Source organism: Nocardia sp. NPDC019323, from assembly GCF_044389845.1.
In the GTDB taxonomy this organism is placed as follows: domain Bacteria; phylum Actinomycetota; class Actinomycetes; order Mycobacteriales; family Mycobacteriaceae; genus Nocardia; species Nocardia implantans.
In genome coordinates, this window is record NZ_JBIRYN010000001.1 from 1,212,852 (window position 1) to 1,231,642 (window position 18,791).

The 18,791-nt window shown below is 70.4% G+C and carries 20 protein-coding genes; 5 read left to right on the forward strand and 15 right to left on the reverse strand.

Annotated elements, in window-relative coordinates:
* Nucleotides 1–12: 12 nt before the first annotated feature.
* Complete coding sequence (gatA, locus tag ACH49X_RS05775; RefSeq protein ID WP_357206959.1) at nucleotides 13–1,524, reverse strand: Asp-tRNA(Asn)/Glu-tRNA(Gln) amidotransferase subunit GatA; 1,512 nt, start codon at nucleotides 1,522–1,524, stop codon at nucleotides 13–15.
* Nucleotides 1,521–1,820, reverse strand: coding sequence for an Asp-tRNA(Asn)/Glu-tRNA(Gln) amidotransferase subunit GatC (gene gatC, locus ACH49X_RS05780; protein ID WP_067797657.1), 300 nt, complete (start codon nucleotides 1,818–1,820; stop codon nucleotides 1,521–1,523). Before gatC ends, gatA begins: the two co-directional genes overlap by 4 nt.
* Nucleotides 1,821–2,135: 315 nt before the next feature.
* Between gatC and ACH49X_RS05785 the strand changes: the two genes are divergently transcribed.
* Nucleotides 2,136–2,786: an amino acid-binding protein gene (locus ACH49X_RS05785; protein ID WP_195078610.1), complete on the forward strand. Its 651-nt coding sequence runs from the start codon at nucleotides 2,136–2,138 to the stop codon at nucleotides 2,784–2,786.
* Nucleotides 2,787–2,956: 170 nt separating this feature from the next.
* Here the strand turns inward: ACH49X_RS05785 and ACH49X_RS05790 are convergent, their stop codons facing one another.
* The 3 genes from ACH49X_RS05790 to ACH49X_RS05800 all read right to left on the reverse strand — a co-directional run bounded on the left by ACH49X_RS05790 (nucleotide 2,957) and on the right by ACH49X_RS05800 (nucleotide 5,199).
* Entirely contained in the window at nucleotides 2,957–3,481 is a 525-nt protein-coding gene (locus tag ACH49X_RS05790) for a GNAT family N-acetyltransferase (protein ID WP_397068954.1), read from the reverse strand.
* A 129-nt stretch (nucleotides 3,482–3,610) separates the two neighbouring features.
* Nucleotides 3,611–3,934, reverse strand: a complete 324-nt coding sequence (locus tag ACH49X_RS05795; RefSeq protein WP_195078608.1) for a hypothetical protein — start codon at nucleotides 3,932–3,934, stop codon at nucleotides 3,611–3,613.
* Between the two features lie 20 nt (nucleotides 3,935–3,954).
* Nucleotides 3,955–5,199, reverse strand: a complete 1,245-nt coding sequence (locus ACH49X_RS05800; protein ID WP_397068957.1) for an ATP/GTP-binding protein — start codon at nucleotides 5,197–5,199, stop codon at nucleotides 3,955–3,957.
* Between the two features lie 225 nt (nucleotides 5,200–5,424).
* Between ACH49X_RS05800 and ACH49X_RS05805 the strand changes: the two genes are divergently transcribed.
* The 3 genes from ACH49X_RS05805 to ACH49X_RS05815 all read left to right on the forward strand — a co-directional run bounded on the left by ACH49X_RS05805 (nucleotide 5,425) and on the right by ACH49X_RS05815 (nucleotide 6,436).
* A complete protein-coding gene (locus tag ACH49X_RS05805) occupies nucleotides 5,425–5,553 on the forward strand; it encodes a hypothetical protein (protein WP_357112397.1) in 129 nt (42 codons plus the stop codon).
* Between the two features lie 12 nt (nucleotides 5,554–5,565).
* A complete protein-coding gene (locus ACH49X_RS05810; RefSeq protein ID WP_357206961.1) occupies nucleotides 5,566–5,973 on the forward strand; it encodes a Uma2 family endonuclease in 408 nt (135 codons plus the stop codon).
* A 109-nt stretch (nucleotides 5,974–6,082) separates the two neighbouring features.
* Nucleotides 6,083–6,436: a hypothetical protein gene (locus ACH49X_RS05815; protein ID WP_195042240.1), complete on the forward strand. Its 354-nt coding sequence runs from the start codon at nucleotides 6,083–6,085 to the stop codon at nucleotides 6,434–6,436.
* On the opposite strand, the gene ACH49X_RS05820 is transcribed toward ACH49X_RS05815, so the two are convergent.
* The 7 genes from ACH49X_RS05820 to ACH49X_RS05850 form a co-directional block, all read right to left on the reverse strand.
* On the reverse strand, nucleotides 6,429–7,469 hold the full coding sequence (locus ACH49X_RS05820; RefSeq protein ID WP_195078605.1) for an S-adenosylmethionine:tRNA ribosyltransferase-isomerase: 1,041 nt from the start codon (nucleotides 7,467–7,469) through the stop codon (nucleotides 6,429–6,431). The genes ACH49X_RS05815 and ACH49X_RS05820 overlap by 8 nt on opposite strands.
* Nucleotides 7,466–8,161: an SDR family NAD(P)-dependent oxidoreductase gene (locus tag ACH49X_RS05825; protein ID WP_357206962.1), complete on the reverse strand. Its 696-nt coding sequence runs from the start codon at nucleotides 8,159–8,161 to the stop codon at nucleotides 7,466–7,468. Before ACH49X_RS05825 ends, ACH49X_RS05820 begins: the two co-directional genes overlap by 4 nt.
* Before the next feature lie 68 nt (nucleotides 8,162–8,229).
* Nucleotides 8,230–10,344, reverse strand: coding sequence for an NAD-dependent DNA ligase LigA (gene ligA / locus ACH49X_RS05830; protein ID WP_195078603.1), 2,115 nt, complete (start codon nucleotides 10,342–10,344; stop codon nucleotides 8,230–8,232).
* Between the two features lie 181 nt (nucleotides 10,345–10,525).
* On the reverse strand, nucleotides 10,526–10,891 hold the full coding sequence (locus ACH49X_RS05835; protein ID WP_195078602.1) for a hypothetical protein: 366 nt from the start codon (nucleotides 10,889–10,891) through the stop codon (nucleotides 10,526–10,528).
* Nucleotides 10,892–11,006: 115 nt separating this feature from the next.
* Nucleotides 11,007–12,119, reverse strand: a complete 1,113-nt coding sequence (locus tag ACH49X_RS05840) for a methionine synthase (protein WP_357206964.1) — start codon at nucleotides 12,117–12,119, stop codon at nucleotides 11,007–11,009.
* A gap of 100 nt (nucleotides 12,120–12,219) precedes the next feature.
* Nucleotides 12,220–13,335: a tRNA 2-thiouridine(34) synthase MnmA gene (gene mnmA / locus ACH49X_RS05845; protein WP_195078600.1), complete on the reverse strand. Its 1,116-nt coding sequence runs from the start codon at nucleotides 13,333–13,335 to the stop codon at nucleotides 12,220–12,222.
* On the reverse strand, nucleotides 13,335–14,564 hold the full coding sequence (locus ACH49X_RS05850; RefSeq protein ID WP_195078599.1) for a cysteine desulfurase family protein: 1,230 nt from the start codon (nucleotides 14,562–14,564) through the stop codon (nucleotides 13,335–13,337). The genes mnmA and ACH49X_RS05850 overlap by 1 nt, the downstream gene beginning before the upstream one ends.
* Before the next feature lie 263 nt (nucleotides 14,565–14,827).
* Between ACH49X_RS05850 and ACH49X_RS05855 the strand changes: the two genes are divergently transcribed.
* Nucleotides 14,828–15,136 (forward strand): hypothetical protein, encoded by a 309-nt coding sequence (locus tag ACH49X_RS05855; RefSeq protein WP_195078598.1) that lies wholly within the window; start codon nucleotides 14,828–14,830, stop codon nucleotides 15,134–15,136.
* Nucleotides 15,137–15,322: 186 nt separating this feature from the next.
* On the opposite strand, the gene ACH49X_RS05860 is transcribed toward ACH49X_RS05855, so the two are convergent.
* The 3 genes from ACH49X_RS05860 to ACH49X_RS05870 all read right to left on the reverse strand — a co-directional run bounded on the left by ACH49X_RS05860 (nucleotide 15,323) and on the right by ACH49X_RS05870 (nucleotide 18,727).
* On the reverse strand, nucleotides 15,323–16,348 hold the full coding sequence (locus ACH49X_RS05860) for a lysophospholipid acyltransferase family protein (RefSeq protein WP_323124189.1): 1,026 nt from the start codon (nucleotides 16,346–16,348) through the stop codon (nucleotides 15,323–15,325).
* Nucleotides 16,345–17,172: a GNAT family N-acetyltransferase gene (locus ACH49X_RS05865; RefSeq protein WP_195078597.1), complete on the reverse strand. Its 828-nt coding sequence runs from the start codon at nucleotides 17,170–17,172 to the stop codon at nucleotides 16,345–16,347. The genes ACH49X_RS05860 and ACH49X_RS05865 overlap by 4 nt, the downstream gene beginning before the upstream one ends.
* A gap of 262 nt (nucleotides 17,173–17,434) precedes the next feature.
* Nucleotides 17,435–18,727, reverse strand: a complete 1,293-nt coding sequence (locus tag ACH49X_RS05870; protein WP_357112371.1) for an NAD(P)/FAD-dependent oxidoreductase — start codon at nucleotides 18,725–18,727, stop codon at nucleotides 17,435–17,437.
* Nucleotides 18,728–18,791 lie beyond the last annotated feature (64 nt).

The following is an 18,791-nucleotide window of genomic DNA, read 5'->3' on the forward strand; positions in this document are numbered from 1 at the left end:
GAGGAAGCGCCGTCAGGCGATGGGACCGCGGGCGGCCTCGTAGGCCGCGCCCACCCGGTAGAGGCGATCGTCGGCGAGGGCGGGAGCCATGATCTGCAGGCCGACGGGCATGCCGTCGTCCTCGCTCAGACCGGACGGGACCGACATGGCGGGGTGACCGGCCAGGTTGGTCGGCAGGGTGCACAGGTCCGACAGGTACATGGCCAGCGGATCGTCGACCTTCTCGCCCAGCTTCCACGGCGTGAACGGGCTCGTCGGCGAGACGAGCACGTCGACCTGCTCGTAGGCGTTGTCGAAGTCGCGGGCGATCAGCGTGCGCACCTTCAGCGCCTGGCCGTAGTAGGCGTCGTAGTAGCCGGCCGACAGCGCGTAGGTGCCGATCATGATGCGCCGCTTGACCTCGGGGCCGAACCCGGCCGCGCGGGTGGCCGCCATGACCTGCTCGGCGCTGTGCTGCCCGTCGTCGGCGACGCGCAGGCCGTAGCGCATGGCGTCGAACCGCGCGAGGTTCGAGGACACCTCCGACGGCATCACCAGGTAGTAGGACGACAGCGCGTATTCGAAGTGCGGGCAGGACACCTCCACCACTTCCGCGCCGAGATCCTTCAGCACCGCCACGGCGGCGTCGAAGGAGGCCAGCACGCCCGGCTGATAGCTGTCGGAGTGCAGTTCCTTCACCACGCCGATCTTGACCCCGCGCAGATCGCCCTGCGCCCCGGCGCGCGCGGCGGCCACCACCGGCGGCACCGGCACGTCGCGGGAGGTGGAGTCGCGCGGGTCGTATCCGGCGATCACCTCGTGCAGCAGCGCGGTGTCCAGCACGGTTCGACCGCATGGACCGCCCTGGTCCAGCGACGACGCGCACGCGACCAGGCCGTAGCGCGACACCGTGCCGTAGGTGGGCTTGGTGCCGACGGTGGCGGTGACGGCCGCCGGCTGGCGGATCGACCCGCCGGTGTCGGTGCCGATGGCCAGCGGGGCCTGATGCGAGGCCAGCGCCGCCGCCGAGCCGCCGCCCGAGCCGCCCGGGATGCGGGTGGTGTCCCACGGGTTGCGGGTGGGGCCGTAGGCGGAGTTCTCGGTGGAGGAGCCCATGGCGAACTCGTCCATGTTGGTCTTGCCGAGGATCGGGATGCCCGCCGCGCGCAACCGCGTGGTGAGCGTCGCGTCGTAGGGCGAGACCCAGCCCTCGAGGATCTTCGACGCACAGGTGGTCGGCATGTCCGTGGTGGTGAAGACGTCCTTGAGCGCCAACGGAACTCCGGCCAGCGGCGAGGCGGGCTCGGCGCCGGAGGCGAGCGCGGCGTCCACCGCTGCCGCGGCGTCCAGCGCCCGCTCGCCCGCGACGTGCAGGAAGGCGTGGTACTCCCCGTCGACCGCGGCGATCCGGTCCAGGTGCGCCTGGGTGACCTCGACCGAGGACAGTTCGCGGCCGTGGATCTTCGCGGCCAGCTCGGCCGCCGACAGCGCGGTCGGATCCGACCCACCCGTCGCCCGGCCGTCGCCATGCGATGCTGCGTTCATTCGCCCTCTCCCAGGATCTGCGGCACCATGAACCGCTGCTCGTCCACCGCGGGCGCGCCCGACAGCGCCTCCCGCGGGGTCAGGCCCGGCACCACCTCGTCGGGACGGGTCACATTGGTCGCCGGGTTCGGCGACGCCGTAGCCGGGACGTCGGCGGCGGCTACCTCGGAAATGGTCCGCACGTGGCTCAGGATCGAATCCAGCTGTCCGGCGAACTGATCCAGTTCCGCGTCGGACAGCGCGAGCCGGGACAGCCGGGCGAGGTGTGCGACCTCGTCGCGGGAGATGGCGGGCACCGCGGGACCCCTTTCGGCTTCGTTATCAACAGTGCTCAACCCACACAGCCTAGCCACCGGCGACCGGGTCACCGCCCGGCACCCGGGCTTCGTCGGCGCGGCGGGGGAACCGTCGCCCAGCAGGCCCCCGGCAACCGCCTCCGGCCCGCGACACGTCCGTGCGAACCAGCCCGACACGCCGGTTTTACGTGAATTCACCGAGTGGCGCGCGTCACTCGCCGGTCTTCGACTCGATAACCGGCCCTGAGGGGTGTAAGTATTGCGTCACCCGGGTATCCGTTCAGAGCCTCGGCCGCCCTAAGAAAGGAAACGCACGTGTCGTATCTGCTCCGCGTGCAACTTCCGGATCGACCGGGAAGCCTCGGTGCGCTCGCCCTCGCACTCGGCTCCGTCGGCGCCGACATCCTCTCGCTGGACGTGGTGGAGCGCGGCGCGGGCTACGCCGTCGACGACCTGGTCGTCGAGGTGCCCTCCGGCGCACTCCCCGACACCCTCATCACCGCCGCCGAATCGATCGGCGACGTGCACGTGGACTCGATCCGCCCGTACTCCGGCGTGCTCGACACCCACCGCGAACTCGAACTCATCGATCAGGTGGCCAGCGCCCGCGACGACCGGATGCAAGTGCTGGTTGACGGCGTGCCCCGGGTGCTGCGGGTCGGCTGGAGCACGATCATCGACATCGGGCCGCACGGGGCCTACCGCGTGGTGGGCAGCCCGAGTGCCCCACAGACACAAGCGGGTTCGGCGCCGTGGATGCCGCTGGAGAAGCCGACGGTGCTCGATCCGGAAGCCGATTGGGTGCCGGAGATCTGGCGCGACATGGACACCAAACTCGCCGCCGCTCCGCTCGGCAACACCGGCAAGGTGCTGCTGCTCGGCAGGCCGGGCGGTCCCGACTTCCGGCCCTCCGAGGTGGCCCGTCTCGGCTACCTCGCCGGAATCGTCGCCACCGTCCTCGGCTGATCCCAACGGGCGCTGCGGCTTTTCGCGGCGCGAACGAGGACATCCAGGCGAGATTTCGGCGCGTCGCCGATCGAGCGCCCGGCAGGGTGGTGCCACCGCACCGGGAGCCCCATGGAAACAGGTGCTCGACGCCCTGCCCGGGAGCTTCCGTCTGTGACGGCCGGACGAACCTAGGCGGAATCGCCGGAAGAGCCGAGCGGTAGCCGGAGTACGTGCAGCAACTCCCCCGCGGAGGTACGCCAGTCCCGGCTCGGCACGGGACGGAAGCCGAAGCGGTCGTATATCCGCCGGGCGTCGGCCATGGCGGCCATGGTGGTGAGGGCGACCGCCGCGCAACCTTCCGCGCGGGCGAGGTCGATCACGGTGCGCACCAACGCCGTTCCCGCGCCGAGCCCGCGCGCGGCCTTCGCGACCGCGAGCATCCGGAACTCCAGCTCACCCGGCAGCGCGATCTCCGCGTAGGGACTGCCCGCCGGTGCGACCGTGAGCGAGCCGACGATCCGGTCCCCGTGCGTGGCGACCAGGATCCGGGCCGACGCGGCGCGGCGCGCGGTGTCGGCCAGCTCCCCCGCGTACCAACTGCCCGCCTCCACATAGCCCTCGCCGACGTAGACCTCCACCGTGAGCTCGCCGATCGCCGCGTACTCCTCCGGCCGCGCCGCCCGGACGACGACATTCGCGTCCCGCACATCCATACCCGGCATGATGCCATCCGCCATAACGTGAGCTACGGCACATTGTCCTCGGTGCGGGACGCACTGCCCGGGCACCGCTTCGGCATGTCACCTGCCGACTCGGCGTCTCCCGCGGGCCGCGGCGACCGCTCAGCCGGGACGAGAGATCTGCCAGTGGTCGGGCTTGCCCGCCGGATAGACGACGGTGAGCAGATCGCCGATCGACGGCCAGGAGCGCGTGTCCCAGACGAAACGGCCGTACACGATCTTGCCGGGGACCGAAGGACCGGTCAGTTTCCCGGTGATCGTCACGTACTGCTCGCCGGAGGCGTCCGGACAGGGGCTCACGCCGGTGATGTACAGCGTGCCCTCCTCCGGGTTCGCCGGGCGGTAGCCGCGCTTGCCTCGGATGGCGAACACGATCAGCGACACCAGCGCGGCGGTCAGGGTCACGAGCGCGACGAACTCCAGCATGTCCCCATGCTAGGTGCGCGTCACACCGGGGTGAGTTCGCTGGCGCCCTGCGCGGTGCGGCGGACCTGCCAGACCGACGTGCGGGTGCGCTGCGAGCGCCCGTTGCCCCGGTCGATCAGCGTCCGATTGTTCGTGGTGAAGATTAACTGCGCCCCGCGCGCGTTCGTCTCGGGGTTCTGGAACAGCTGGATCAACCGATCGGTCTCCTCGGCGGGCAGGCACGCGCCGATGTCGTCGACGGCGAGCACCCGGCCCGCGTCCAGCGCGTCGAGCATGGCGGGCAGCACCCGCAGCAACGACAGCGTGGCGGAGGATTCGTCGCCGAGGCCGAACGGGGCGTCGATGCCGTCGTGCACCAGGCTCAGGCCGACGCCGCGCCGGGCCACCATGCGCGTGTACAGCGCGTCGCGCGCGGCCTTCAGATTGGTCAGCTCGCGCTCGAGCAGCACGGCGGTCAGGCCGTTGTCGCGCAGCAACTGGTCGGCATAGGCGGGCGATGAGGCGCACAGGTCGATCTGCTTGCCCAAGCCGGCGATGTCGGCGTCCAGGTCGCGCAGGTAGTCGGCGTACATCGGATCGTGTTCGGCGACGAGCAGGTCGGTAATGCCCAGCTCGGCCGTGCGCAGCAGCGTCAGCAGCCGCGCCGCGTTGTCCGGCGAGCGGGAGATGTGGCTGCCGAGCCGGTGGGCGACGGCGTCGGGTTCCACGGGGCCGCGCTGCACCTCGAGCATGGATTCGAACCAGCGGTAGGCGGGCACCAGCGCGTCGGAGTACATCTGCCCGGCCAGGCTGAGCAGCAGGGAGTTCGGGCGCACCAGCGGAGCCAGCGCGGTGATGCCGTAGCGCGCCGCCTCGAACATCGGACCGATCTTGATCTGTTCGCCGTTGCGCTCGAACACGATTCGCTTGCGCGACCGCGGTTGGGTGTGCAGCCATTCCGCTGTCACGTCGGCGTTGTCCAAGCGGAACCCGTAGGTGTACGGCACGCCCTCGGCGACGAACGCCGCCACGAATTGCGAAGGCCGGTCCGGGAATCCGAGGTGCGGCGCCCTGACAGGACCTGCGTACGGGTCCCACCCGGTCACCGAGTGCAGCACCGCGTCGCGCATCTGCCAGAGCGCATCGATCAGGTTCGTCTTGCCCGCAGCGGCGCCGCCGTGCACCGCGGTCACCGGCACCGCCACCGGCCCGCTCCCCTTGGTGAGCCGCAACTCCTGCTCGTCGGCCAGCGATCTGTGATTGGTCACCTGAAAACAGCGCAGCATGCCGCCATACTTCCGTCTGCGCGACGGCCGGGCGACATCAGGCCGGTGACCTCCGCGATCCGCGCCGGGTCCGGTCCCCGTTCGGGATACCCACCCGGCAGGCTCGCAGATCTGCTCGCCGCGGCGTCGAACATCTTCGTCTTCGGTGCCTGATCAGGACCGCTACCTGGTCGAACAGGTCTGTGACCGATGGATCGGAGGTCGGCGGCACGATACCCTGAGCGCATGACCGAGGCTTCGATCGCCTACCGCTGGACGCGCAGCGAGTTCCTGCACGCGTGGGAGGCGGGCGCGTTCGACCATCGCGTAGAACTGGTCGAGGGGGAGTTATGGCCGGTGGTTATCGGGTCGTAGCACGGCCGAGCGGTGTTTCGCATCGCGCGGGAACTTCCGACCAAGGGCGTCGAGGTGACCAGCGAGACGCTACCCACCGCCCAGTCGCTACCCGATCCCGACTGCTGGGTACTGCGGGCAGACGCGGACCAGGTCGACTCGATCGGCACCGAGATCGCCGTGTGGGACCCCGCCGATGTACTCCTCGTCATCGAAATCTCTGACGAAACGGTGATGCAACATCTCGGCGTCAAAGCGAAACTGTATGGTCAGGCGGGATATTCGACCTACTGGGTAGTCACGAGAACCGTGATCTATGAGCACACCGAACCGATACCCACGGGTTACCGGACTCGCAAAGAGTACCGGCCTGGCGACCGCATCCCGGTCCACCATGCGGACACCACCATCGCCGTCGACGACTTACTGTTCCCGGAGTAGTCGCAGGTCCGTCGCCAGGACAGCAGCGGTGATAGCGGGTTAGCATGCCTGCACGCCGCGGTCGTGCCGCGGCGTACTGCCGGAGTTGTGCGATGGGATGAGGGTAACGATGGGATCGACGGTTCGTCGTGTGGTGGGCGGAGGCTCCGTCGTCGCGGCGCTCGCGCTGGGCTCGCTGGTCGTGGCGCCGGAAGCGGTGGCGGACGCGCCGTGTCCGGAGGGCACAGCGCGCGTGTTCCTGGCCAACAGCACGAACACCTGCCAGGGCGGTGGAACGGTGAGCTACGACCCGCCCGGCGTGGTGTCGAAGGTCTGCTCGACGGCGAGCGCGGACGTGTCCGCCGAGGCGACGTTCAAGAATCGCCGCGGCAAGATCATCACGCAGAAGCTGGATCTCAGCGACGGCCGCTGCGGGCGGTTCGATATCGCGGGCCAGCTGGGCGCCACGGTCACGGTCAGCTGAGCGGCCCGCTCCCGAACAGCAGCGCGCTGTCGCCGAACTCGTGCCACAGGTAGCCGGTGTCCACGGCCGCGGCATAGGCGGCGGCGACGGTTTCCTCGCCCGCCACCGCTACCAGCAGATCCAGGTGTGACGCGCCGGGCGCGTGCCAACCGGTGATCAGACCGTCCACCACGCGGGCCGGTCGCCGCGCGCCGAGCACCAGGTCTGTCCACCCGTGCGACGCGTGGACCAGCCCGGATGGGTCGGCGGCGGTCTCCAGCGCCCGCGTCACCGTCGTGCCCACCGCCACGACCCGCCCACCGGCGGCTTTCGTGTCGTTCACCAGCCGCGCCGTCGCGGCGGGGACGGCGAACCGCTCCGGGCTCGGCGGCTCTCCGGCCTCCGGCGAGGACACCCCGGTGTGCAGGGTGATCGGCGCGAGAGCGACGCCCGCCGCGATCAGGTCCAGCACCAGACGCTCGGTGAACGGGCGCGCGGCACTCGGCATTTCCGCGCTGCCCGGCACGCGGCCGAAGACCGTCGTGTAGTAGGCGGCCGACCACCGTTGCGGCACATAGGAGTATGTGATCGGCCGGCCGTGGGCGGCGAGCAACAGGGATACGTCGCCGGTGATGTCCGCACTCCAGAGCCTGCGTCCACCGGCGAGCCAGGGCGCGCGCAGTGTCGCCGCCGCACCCGGCAACCGCAGCACGGTTCCGGCCGAGAGCCGCTCGGCCGGATAGGGAGTGCGCTCGGTGGTCCGCACCTCCACCACCCAGCGGCCGTCGTCCAGCCAGGTGGCGAAGTGCAGGACGACCGGCTCGCCCGCCGCCGTGGCGTCGACCGCCGCCGGCATGGTCGCCGAGTTGTTCACCACCAGCAGATCACCCGCGCGCAGGCGGTCGGGCAGCTCCCGGAATCGGGAGTGCGTCAGTCCGTCGTCGGCGACGAGCAAACGCACCTCGTCACGCGCCATCCCCCTCGCCTCGGGCGGGACCGTGGCGTGGCGTTCCAGGGACAGGTCGAAAGTCGGCAGTTCGGTCGGCACCGTCATGACGCACGCCCGGCCACGAAATCCGCGGCGGCATAACGCCCGTTCTTCGGCTTCTCGGCCAGCAGCCGCAGCAGCGCGGGCACCACCGTCGCAGGCTCCGGCCGGTCGGAGATGTCGACGCCCGGAAACGCCGCCTGATGCATCTCGGTGCGCATGTCGCCGGGATCGAAGGCATAGATGGAAAGGTCCGGATGTTCCGCGCCGAGGATCGCGGTGAGCTGATCGAGCGCGGCCTTGGACGCGCCGTATCCACCCCACGTGGGATACGGCTCCACCGCCGCGTCGGAGCTGATGTTCACCACGGCACCGTCCGGCCGCAGCAGCGGTAGCGCGATCCGGGTAATCGCCAGTGGCGCAACCACATTCGTGCACAGAACGCGCTCGAACTCGTCGAGCGGATAGTCCGCGAGGACGGGCAGCGGACTGGGCCCGAGACGGCTGGCGTTGTTCACCACCAGGGCCAGCTCCCCCGCACCGCGTGCGGCGTCCGCCAACCGGGCGCGATCCGCCGGATCGGTGACGTCGCCGGGCACCGCCACGAACGACGGCCCCAGTTCAGTGGCCACCCGCGCCAACCGGTCTGCGCGACGCCCCGTCCCCAGCACCCGCCACCCTTGTTCGATCAGTGCTCGCGCGAGCGCCGCGCCGAATCCGGCCGACGCACCGGTGATCAATGCGGTAGGACGAGACATGATGACCTCCTGGTAGTCGCCTACCAGTCGATCCTCATACCTCAACGTATCTTCAGGTCAAGCGCCGATCACTCCTCGGCTTCGGCGTCCTCCGCGGCCGTCTCGGGTGTGACCGCCTCCGGACCGCCGGCCAGCAGCCGCTGAAAGCCTTCCTCGTCGAGAATCGGCACACCGAGTTCCTCCGCTTTGGCGGCCTTGGATCCGGGCGCGTCACCGACCACCACGAACGCGGTCTTCTTCGAGACCGAACTGGCCGCCTTGCCGCCACGCACCAGGATGGCCTCCTTGGCACCGTCGCGGGTGAAACCCTGCAGCGAACCGGTCACCACGATGGACAGGCCCTCCAGGTTGCGTTCGATGGATTCGTCGCGTTCGTCCTCCATTCGCACACCCGCGGCCCGCCACTTCGCCACAACGGCTCGGTGCCAGTCCACGGTGAACCACTCCTTCACCGCGGCCGCGATGGTGGGGCCGACGCCGTCGGCTGCGGCCAATTCCTCGACCGACGCCGCCTCGATGCGATCCAGACTGCCGAACTCGGCGGCCAGCGCCCGCGCCGCGGTGGGGCCGACGTGCCGGATGGACAGTCCGACCAGCACCCGCCACAGCGGCCGGTTCTTGACCGCGGCCAGGTTCTCCAGCAGCCGCTTGCCGTTGGCGGAGAGACTGCCGTTCTTGTTGGCGTACAGCGATGTGGTCAGCAGCGCCGCCTCGTCCAGGTCGAACAGGTCACCCTCGTCGGTGATGGCGCCGGACTTCAGCAGATCGATCGCGCCTTCGTAACCGAGGGCTTCGATGTCGAACGCGCCGCGGCCTGCCACGTGGTAGACGCGCTCGCGCAACTGGGCCGGGCAGAACTGCTGGTTCGGACAGCGGATGTCGGCGTCGCCCTCCTTCTCCGGCCGCAGTTCGGTGCCGCACTCCGGACAGTGCGTCGGCATGACGAATTCCCGCGCGTCTTCGGGGCGCGCGTCCACCACCGGGCCCAGCACCTCCGGGATCACGTCGCCCGCCTTGCGAATGGTGACCGTGTCGCCGATCAGCACGCCTTTGCGCTTGACCTCGGCCGCGTTGTGCAAGGTGGCCATCGCGACCGTCGACCCGGCGACGGACACCGGCTCCATCACCGCGAACGGCGTCACCCGGCCGGTGCGGCCGACGTTCACCTGGATGTTCAGCAGCTTGGTCGTCGCCTCCTCGGGCGGGTACTTGTAGGCGATCGCCCAGCGCGGCGCGCGCGAGGTGGAGCCGAGACGGCGTTGCAGCGCGGTCTCGTCGACCTTGATCACCTGGCCGTCGATCTCGTGCTCGATGTCGTGCCGGTGCTCGCCCCAATACGCGACCCGCTCGATCACCGCGTCGATGCCCTGCACCCGCCTGGTGTGCTCGGACACCGGCAGGCCCCACGCGGCGAGCGCGCGGTACGCCTCGTACTGCGAGGTCGGCGTGTAGCCCTCGATCCGGCCGAAGCCGTGACAAATCATCCGCAGTCTGCGCCGCGCGGTGACCGACGGGTCCTTCTGCCGCAGCGAACCGGCCGCGGTGTTGCGCGGGTTGGCGTAGGGCGGCTTGCCCTCGGCCACGATGGCGGCGTTGAGCGTCTCGAAATCCTCCAGCCGGAAGTACACCTCGCCGCGGACCTCGAGCAGTTCCGGGACCGGGAACTCCTCGCTGGGGGTGAGCTCGCCGGGGATGTCGTCGATGGTGCGGGCGTTGAGCGTCACGTCTTCGCCGGTGCGTCCGTCGCCTCGGGTGGCGCCGCGGATCAGCCTGCCGTTCTGATAGACCAGGTTCAGCGCGACGCCGTCGATCTTGACCTCGCACAGATAGTGCAGGTCCGGCCCGGTCTCCGCCTCCACCCGGGCGGCCCAGGCGCGCAGTTCGCCGACGTCGAACACATTGTCCAGCGACAGCATCCGCTCGAGGTGGTCGACGGCGGTGAAATCGGTCGCGAATCCCCCGCCGACGAGCTGGGTCGGCGAATCCGGCGTGCGCAGGTCGGGGTGCTCGTCCTCCATGGCCTGCAACCGTCGCAACAGCGCGTCGAACTCCCCGTCGGAGATGATCGGCGCGTCCCGGACGTAGTAGCGGAACTGGTGCTCACGCACCTCGTCCGCGAGTTGCTGCCACTCCACCCGCTGCTCTGGCGTCGCCGGGGCCGCCGCGCTCTCGCTGTCACTCACCCATCGCACATTAGCGGAGGCCACCGACAGGCAGCCGCCGTGTTCGCGCACGTCGCCGCCTTGAAGGAAACGAAGTCCGACCGGTCAGTTTCCCGGCGCGAGCACAGGCGTTCCTGCGGTCGGCGGCCTGTCCGCGCGGTCTGCCCCGGGGCTCGACGGCGCGGCACCCCGGCAGATCGAGTCATCCCGGCGAACAGACTTGCCCCGATGGCCCGGACAACAGGATGACGAGTCCGAACCCACACATCATGGCGAGAATCCCGAAGCCGCTCGAGAAGAATCGAACGCGACTGATCCGACGGCGATGAGCCGACAGATCAGCGAGCAGAGCGCACCCGGCGACCAGCATGACGCCCCCGCCGGCGATCTGAAAGCCTTGTGCCGCTCGGAACGCCTCTTCGCGTGCGGCGCTGTCGCAGTAATCCATGAGCCCGTCGGTGAAGAGGAGATATCCACCGAGGTAGATGGCCGGGCCGAGCAGAACCGAGCCGACGGTATAGATCAACGCGAGTACGACCGGACGTTCCAGTGGTTGCACCATGCGCACCGTAGTTCACCCCCAGCGCTGGCGATCCACGAGCGGAACCCCCGACGCCCACAAGCGAGCTGTTTCCGCGACGAAGGCGGTCGGCCCAGGCGGCGATTCGCGTTCCGCGGCGACGTCAGGAGAACGAAAGCTCTTCCGGCTCTTCGGCATACGCGCGTGCGACGTCCACGGCCAGACGCAGCGCTCTTCTGCTCCACTCCAGCGGCGCGCCCGCCAGGCCGCACGCGGGGCTGACCGCGACCCGCTGCGCCAGCGTGCGGCGGCCGAAGCCGAGCCGATCGATCAACCGCACCCCCGGCTCGGCGAAGGTCCGCCAGGTGACCGCCGTGACAGGCGCCTCGGTGGGGATGACGCCGAGCACCAGCTGCTTGCCCGCCTCCAATGCCTCCCCGACCTCGTCGAGCTGCCCGGTGCCGATGGCGCCCAGATCGAATCCGATCGCCGCGGCGGCGCTGCGGCGCATCGGGCCGAGGGCAGGCGGCTCGGCGCAGCTGTGCAGCAGCACCGGCGCCGATTGGGCGGTGATCACCGTGTCCAGGACGGCCAGCGCCTCGGGCTCGGGGAGGGCGCGCACGGTGTTCAGCACGCTCACCCCGCGCAGCGAACCGTTCAGCACCGCGGTCAGCGACGGTTCGTCCAGCTGCACGACGACCTGCGCGCCGAGCCGCTTGCGCACCTCCGTCACGTGCTGCGCCAACCCTTCGGCCAGGGATTCCGACAGGTCGCGCACCGCGCCGGGATCGGTGAGCACGCGATGCCCTCCGGGCAGCTCGACCTGCGCGGCCAGCGTCAGCGGGCCCGCCGACTGCACCTTCACCGGACGGCCGCGACCGGAGAGACCGGCGTTCTCCCACGCTTCCTCGAGCGCGTCCAGATCGGTCCGCAGCAGGTCATGTGCCCGCCGCGACACCGCGCCCGGACGCGGCGCGAGCCGGTAGCCCCTCGGCGTGGTGTCGAAGCGCAGGTCGACCAGCACCGCGGAGGACCGGCCGATCAGGTCGGCGCCCGCGCCGCGAGCAGGCAACTCCACCAGGTGCGGCAGCTCGCCGAGTTCACCGACGACGGTCGCGGCGGCCTCGCGCGGGTCGGTGCCGGGCCAGGAGCCGACGCCGGTGGCGATCCCGCCCCGCAGGACAGGTTCGGTCGCCACGTCCACGCCGTCTGGCGCCAGGTCATCCGTGCCGGTCTCGTACACCGCTGCCGTACTCCGTCCGTTCGATTCCGCCATTACGGGATCCCACCGTCCGCAACGGCTGTCCAGGTCTTTCGGTCTGCACACCGCAGTCGGGCTGCGCGGGAAACGGACGAGCCGCACCGCGCGGAGCGGATCACCGCGCCGCCTCGGCCCCCGCTTCGCTCGTGACGGACTCCCGCGCGGTGCCGGAGATGGTGCCGCTGCCGATCACCTCGTCACCCTCGGGATCCGGACGATAGAGCACCACGGCCTGACCACGCGCGACGCCCGTCAGCGGCTCACGCAGCCGCACGGTGAGCCCGTCCCCCATCGCCTCGGCGACCGCAGGCGCGGTGCCGCCGTGCGCGCGCACCTGCGCCACGCAGTCGATCGGGCCCGCCGGCGCGGAGCCGGAGGTCCAGATCGCGCGCTCCGCCTCGACCGTCCAGACCCGCAGGTCCTCGGCCGAACCGACGCGAACCGTGCCGGACTCGGGATCGATGCCGGTGACGTAGCGCGGCTTGCCGTCGGCGGCGGGACCCGGCAGCCCGAGCCCCTTGCGTTGACCGATGGTGAACCCGTGCACGCCCTCGTGCCGCGCGAGTTCCCGCCCGTCGGAGTCGACCACCGCACCGGGGCGGATGCCGATCTTCGCGCCGAGGAAGGCGCGGGTGTCGCCGGAGGGGATGAAGCAGATGTCGTGACTGTCCGGCTTGTTCGCGACGGCGAGGCCGCGCTCGGCGGCCTCGGCGCGGATCTGCGGCTTGGGGGTGTCGCCGACCGGGAACATCGCACGGGAGAGTTGCTGCGCGGTCAGCACCGCCAGCACGTAGGACTGGTCCTTGTCGGCGTCGACGGCACGGCGCAGCACACCATCCTCCAGACGCGCGTAGTGGCCGGTGACCACGGCGTCGAAGCCGAGCGCCACGGCGCGATCGGCCAGCGCGGAGAACTTGATCTTCTCGTTGCAGCGCAGGCACGGATTCGGCGTCTCACCCGCCGCGTAGGCCGCGACGAAGTCGTCGATGACGTCTTCCTTGAAGCGGTCGGCGAAATCCCAGACATAGAAGGGGATGCCGAGCACGTCGGCGGCGCGCCGAGCGTCACCGGCGTCCTCCTTCGAGCAGCAACCGCGCGATCCGGTGCGCAACGTGCCCGGCGTGGCCGACAGCGCCAGATGCACGCCGACCACCTCGTGACCGGCGTCGACGGCACGCGCCGCCGCCACGGCCGAATCCACACCACCGCTCATCGCGGCGAGTACCCGCATCAGACACCTCCTTTCGCACCGGCCAAGCCCGCGGCCTTGGCCCGCTCAACCACCTGTGGCAAGACTGCCAGGACCGCATCGACGTCGGCGCGCGTCGAAGTGTGCCCCAGCGAGAAGCGCAGCGATCCGCGCGCCTGCCACGGCTCGACGCCCATGGCGATCAGCACGTGACTCGGCGTGGCGACGCCCGCGGTGCACGCCGAACCCGTCGAGCATTCGATTCCCGCCGCGTCCAGCAGCATCAGCAGCGAATCTCCTTCGCAGCCGGGAAAGGTGACGTGCACGTTGCCGGGCAGTCGCCCGTCGCCGACGGGACCGTTGAGCAGTGCGTCGGGCGCGGTCGCGCGGATGCCGTCGATCAGCGCGTCGCGCAAAGCCACCAGCTCGGCGGTCCTGGCATGGCGTTCGATCGAGGTCTGGCGCAGCGCGGCGGCGAGCCCGATCGCGGCCGCCGTGTCCGAGGTGCCCGACCGCAGGTCGCGCTCGTGCCCGCCGCCGTGCAGCAGGGGCACGCACGGCACCTGCCTGCCGAGCAGCAGCACCCCGATACCGTGCGGCCCGCCGACCTTGTGCCCGGCGAAGCTGGCCGCGGAAAGGCCGCTCGCGCCGAAATCGATGGGCAGCTGCGCCGCCGCCTGCACCGCGTCGCTGTGCATCGGCACGCCGAATTCCGCGGCGACGGAGGCCAGCTCGCCGATCGGCTGGATCGTGCCGACCTCGTTGTTCGCCCACATGACGGTGACCAGCGCGACGTCGTCGGGATGGGCGGAAAGCGCCGCGCGCAGCGCCGCGGGCGCGACCACGCCGTCGGCGTCCACCGGCAGCCAGGTGACCTGCGCGCCCTCGTGCCGCTCCAGCCACTCCACCGCGTCGATCACCGCGTGATGCTCGACGGAGCTGGCGATGATCCGGCTGCGGCGCGGATCGGCGTCGCGGCGCGCCCAGAAGATGCCCTTCACCGCCAGGTTGTCGCTCTCGGTGCCGCCTGAGGTGAAGATGACCTCCGACGGCCGGGCGCCCAGGTCCGCCGCGATCGACTCGCGCGCTTCCTCCAGCAGCCGCCGGGCGGCGCGCCCCGAGCCGTGCAGCGACGACGCGTTGCCCGTGCTGCGCAGGGCAGCCGTCATCGCCTCGATGGCCGCGGGCAGCATCGGTGTGGTGGCCGCGTGATCGAGGTAGACCGTCTGGGGCGCAGCACCGTTGACCGGACCCGAAAAAGCCGACTTCATGACCAGTTAAGGATAGCCGTCACGCTCAGCCGGTTATTCCCCCCTGCTCGCCCGCCCGCGCGGGGTCCGTTCCGCGGCGCCGCGCCCGGCCGAAGGCCCTGCGACCGGGGAAATCTCAGGGTATTCACCTATTGAATGCGCCGCTGAATAGCGGTACGTTGTTCAGCGTGTTGGTCGCTGGTCCGCTTCGTTCGCGGCGCGGACTCCGGGGCGGGGACCCGGAGCGGTCGACCCACGGACGAATCGATAGTGAGGAAGTTCCGATGAACCCACGCACCCATGGACGTACGCGACGTGCGCTGGCACGCGCCGCCGCCGCGTCCGTTCTCGCCCTGATGCCGGTCGCCGCCGTCGCGGTGCCCGCGCTCGCCGACCCCATCGTGCTCGAGCCCGCCGACCAGCTCGACGCGACCCACGGCCGCCACGGCCACGACGACTGGAATCGCGGCAGGCACAACGACTGGAACCGCGGCCGCCACGACGACTGGTTCCGCGGCCGCGACCGCCACGACGACTGGGACCACGGCAGGTGGGACCACAGGTGGCGTCCGCCGACGGGAAGCGGCTTCTGAGTTCTTCCTTATATTCCGGGGCGAGCCGACATCGGCTAGCCCCGGACTCATGTGCAGCACCACGCGTTCAACGCGAGTGCTCAACGGCCGGCGGCCCACCGCGGAACGTCCGTGAGTGGCACATGGCTGTGGCAAATCCCGAGTAGACCTCTCGGTGGTGTGCCACTCGCGGAGCCTGTGCTCGATTCACCGCGCGGCCGCAGTGCTCCGGCGACCGCGCAGAACCGGGCGGCGGCGCGGGCGGCGCACCTCCGGGGCGTCGGTCGCGAGCGACGGATCCTGCACCCGTGTGTGCCCGGCCTCGATCCACTCCGTGCCGTCAAGCGCGTCGTGCGCGGCGCCGCGGACGGCGGCTTCGCAGCGGCGGGCCAGTTCGCGCCGGTCGGCGCCGGGCTCCAGCACCGGCTCCAGCACCACTTCGGCGACCATTCCGCGCGAACGAAGTACGCGCCGGGCGGAGGAGGCGAAGGTGTCGACGCCGACGAAGGCGGGCACCGTGCACGGCACGCCGTGCCGGTCCAGGTACCGCAACCGCACCGGCTGCACGGGGGTGCGGGTGTCCACCGCCGCCTGGAACAACGCGGGTCGTATGGTGCCGTAGGCACGGCCACACCAGGTGGTGCCCTCGGGGAAGACGCCGATCCGTTCACCGGCGGCCAACCGCGCTCCGATCGCGGCCACCACGCCGGGCAGCCCGCGCAGGCTCTCGCGCTCGATCGGGATGACCCGCATCAACTTGGCGAGGTTGCCGATCAGCGGCCAGTCCACCATGTCGGCGCGGGCCACGAAGCCGAGCGGCTGCACCGAAGCCAGCGCGACGATGTCGGTCCAGCTGATGTGCCCGGCGACGACCAGCACACCCCGGTCCGCGGCGCCGAAGCCGGCGGGTGCGAGCGCGGTATCACCCTCATCGACGACACCGCGCTCGCCTGCCGCCACCCGGTGGTCGACCACGCGCAACCGCAGGCCGAGGCAACCTAGCAGTAAGCGCGCGTAGCCGCGTTGCAACGGCGCACGCTTGCCGCGCGGGGTAACCGTGTGCGCGATCGGATAGCTGAGCAGCAGTCCGGCGATTCCGGCCAGCCGGGCGGCCACCCGCGCGGGGCCGACCTCATCGATCGCATCGATGCACCCGGGACCGCAGGGGCTCGACGGCATCCATGCGTGCGCAGCGGACGTGGCGGGCGGCGCGTCGAAGACCACGGTCCTCACCGTCCCCCGTCGAACGACGCGGCGGCGTCTTGTAGTCGCTCGAGGTAGCGGGTGTTGATGGTGTTCAGCCCCAACAGCGCGACGAAGTCGGCCACCGCGAAAGCGGGATCGTGGGCTGGCTCGCCGCAGATCTCCGCGCCCAGCCGCAGGTAGCCGCGCACCAGCGGGGGCAGCTTCGGCCGCCCCGGCGGCGTCAGTTCGTCCAGCGTCTTCCCGTCGACGGTCACCGGGTTGTACGGGTGCACCCGGCGCTCCGGGTCGGAGGCGTGCCTGCCCAGCAGCATGTCGCGCACACCGCGCACGTTCACGCCCGGCGGATCGGCCGGGGTGTCGCGCATCGGCACCGACACGCAGCCCATCACCCACTCGTAGCCGGTGAGCTGGATGTAGTGCAGGATCCCCGCCCACATGAGGGTGAGCACCGAGCCGTTGCGGTGGTCGGGAACCACGCACGCGCGGCCCATCTCGACGATCCGCATGCCTTCCGGATCGAGTTGGGTGAGGTCGAATTCCGTCGCGGTGTAGTACCCGCCCGCCGCGGCGACCTTGTCCGGCGGCAGCATCCGGTAGCAGCCGACGAACTCGCCGCCGGCGTCGTCGCGCACCAGCATGTGGTCGCAGTGCTCGTCGAAACGGTCGGCGTCCAAACCGGTTCCGTCGTCCGGGATCTGAAAGCCCGGCTCGTTGGCGAACACGTTGTAGCGCAGGCGTTGCGCGGCGATACGGTGGTCGAGGTCGGAGGAGACCACCAGCGAGTAGCGCGACCGTCCCTCACCGGAGTCCGTCGGTCGAGCCGGGGCCGTCAGCACGGACGAAATAGTCATATCCACGATGAAGCCAGTCCGACAATGCGTCCCAGCAACCTCGAAGTGTCGCCGCGATGCCGGTTGGGTGAACGAGACGGCTGTCACACCGAGCGTTCACCGAACGGTTCCACCGCGTTCGCCCCTCCGCATAGAAACCGCTTCCGACATGCGGTTTACCGCCCGAATCGCGCTCGAGGCCGATGCGGTGCGACAGTCGCGCGCCCCGTGAATCGCGCCGCCTTCGATCGTGCGCGGCGCGATTCTCAGGTGCGGGAACCTATTACGCGGCGCGACTGTCCGCGGCGAGTACCTTCGGCGCGGTCGTGTCCTCTTCGGCGAATCCGGGACGCCCGGTGAAGATGAACGCGACCAGCCAGGACGCGACCGCGGCGAAGCGGTTGCGGAAGCCGACCAGGTAGAACAGGTGCACCGCGAGCCACATGAACCAGGCGATCACGCCGCGGAAGGTGATGCGGTCGTTCAGCTTCGTCACGGCGCTGAACCGGCTGATCACCGCCATGCTGCCCTTGTCCCAGTAGGTGAAGGGCGTGCCGGGCTGCTTCTTGCGGCGGATGATGTCGGCGGCGTGCCTGCCCTCCTGCATGGCCACCGGCGACTGGCCGGGGTAGCCGTTGAGCGAGGTCATGTCGCCGATGGCGTAGATGTCGGCGTAGCCGCCGACCGTGAGGTCCGGGTTGATCAGCAGCCGGCCCGCGCGGTCGGTCGCCACGCCCGTGGCCTCGGCCAGGATCTTCGCGAACCCGCCCGCCTGCACGCCCGCCGACCAGACCACGGTCTCCGCCGCGATGGCGTGTTCGACGCCGTCGGCGCTCTTGACGGTGACCTTGCCGTGCTCGATGTCGGTGACGAAGGTGCCGAGAAGCACCTCCACGCCGCTGCTGGTCAGCGACTTCTTCGCGTACTCCGACAGCCCGCCGCCGAACGGAGGGAGCACCTCGCCGGCGCCCTCGACGAGCGTGACCGAGACCTCCTGGTGGAAGTGCCGCTTCGCCAGCTCCTTCAGCTGACCGGCCACCTCGACGCCGGTCGCGCCCGCGCCGACCACGACGAAGCTCAGCAGCCTGCGCCTGGTCTGCTCGTCGGCCTGCGCGGCTTCGGCGAAGACACGCGCGATCTGCGCGCGCAGCCGGCGCGCGTCATCGATGGTCTTGAGGGAATAGGTCTTCTCCGCGAAGTCGTCGCGGCCGAAGTAGGACTGGCTCGCGCCGGTGGCCGCGATCAGCGAGCCGTAGCGGATGCGGTGGGACACGCCCTCGTGTTCGTAGGTGACGATGGCGCGGTCGGGATCGATGCCGACCACGGTGCCGAGGCGCACGTCGGCCTCGCGATGGCGGCGCAGGATGCCCGCGATCGGCGGCGCGATCTCCTCCGATGTGAGCACACCGGTCGCTACCTGGTACAACAGCGGTTGGAACAGATGCTCGGGCGTGCTGGAGATCAGCACATAGTCCACCCCCGACTTGGCCAGTTGCTTGGCGGCGGCGAGCCCGCCGAACCCCGATCCGACAATGACGACACCCGCGGTTTCGATTCCCGCGTCCACGTACTGCATGACAGCCTCCTTCTCTCATTACGAACCGCGATCCGGAGGGCGGATATTTCAGGTGTGTGGGCGC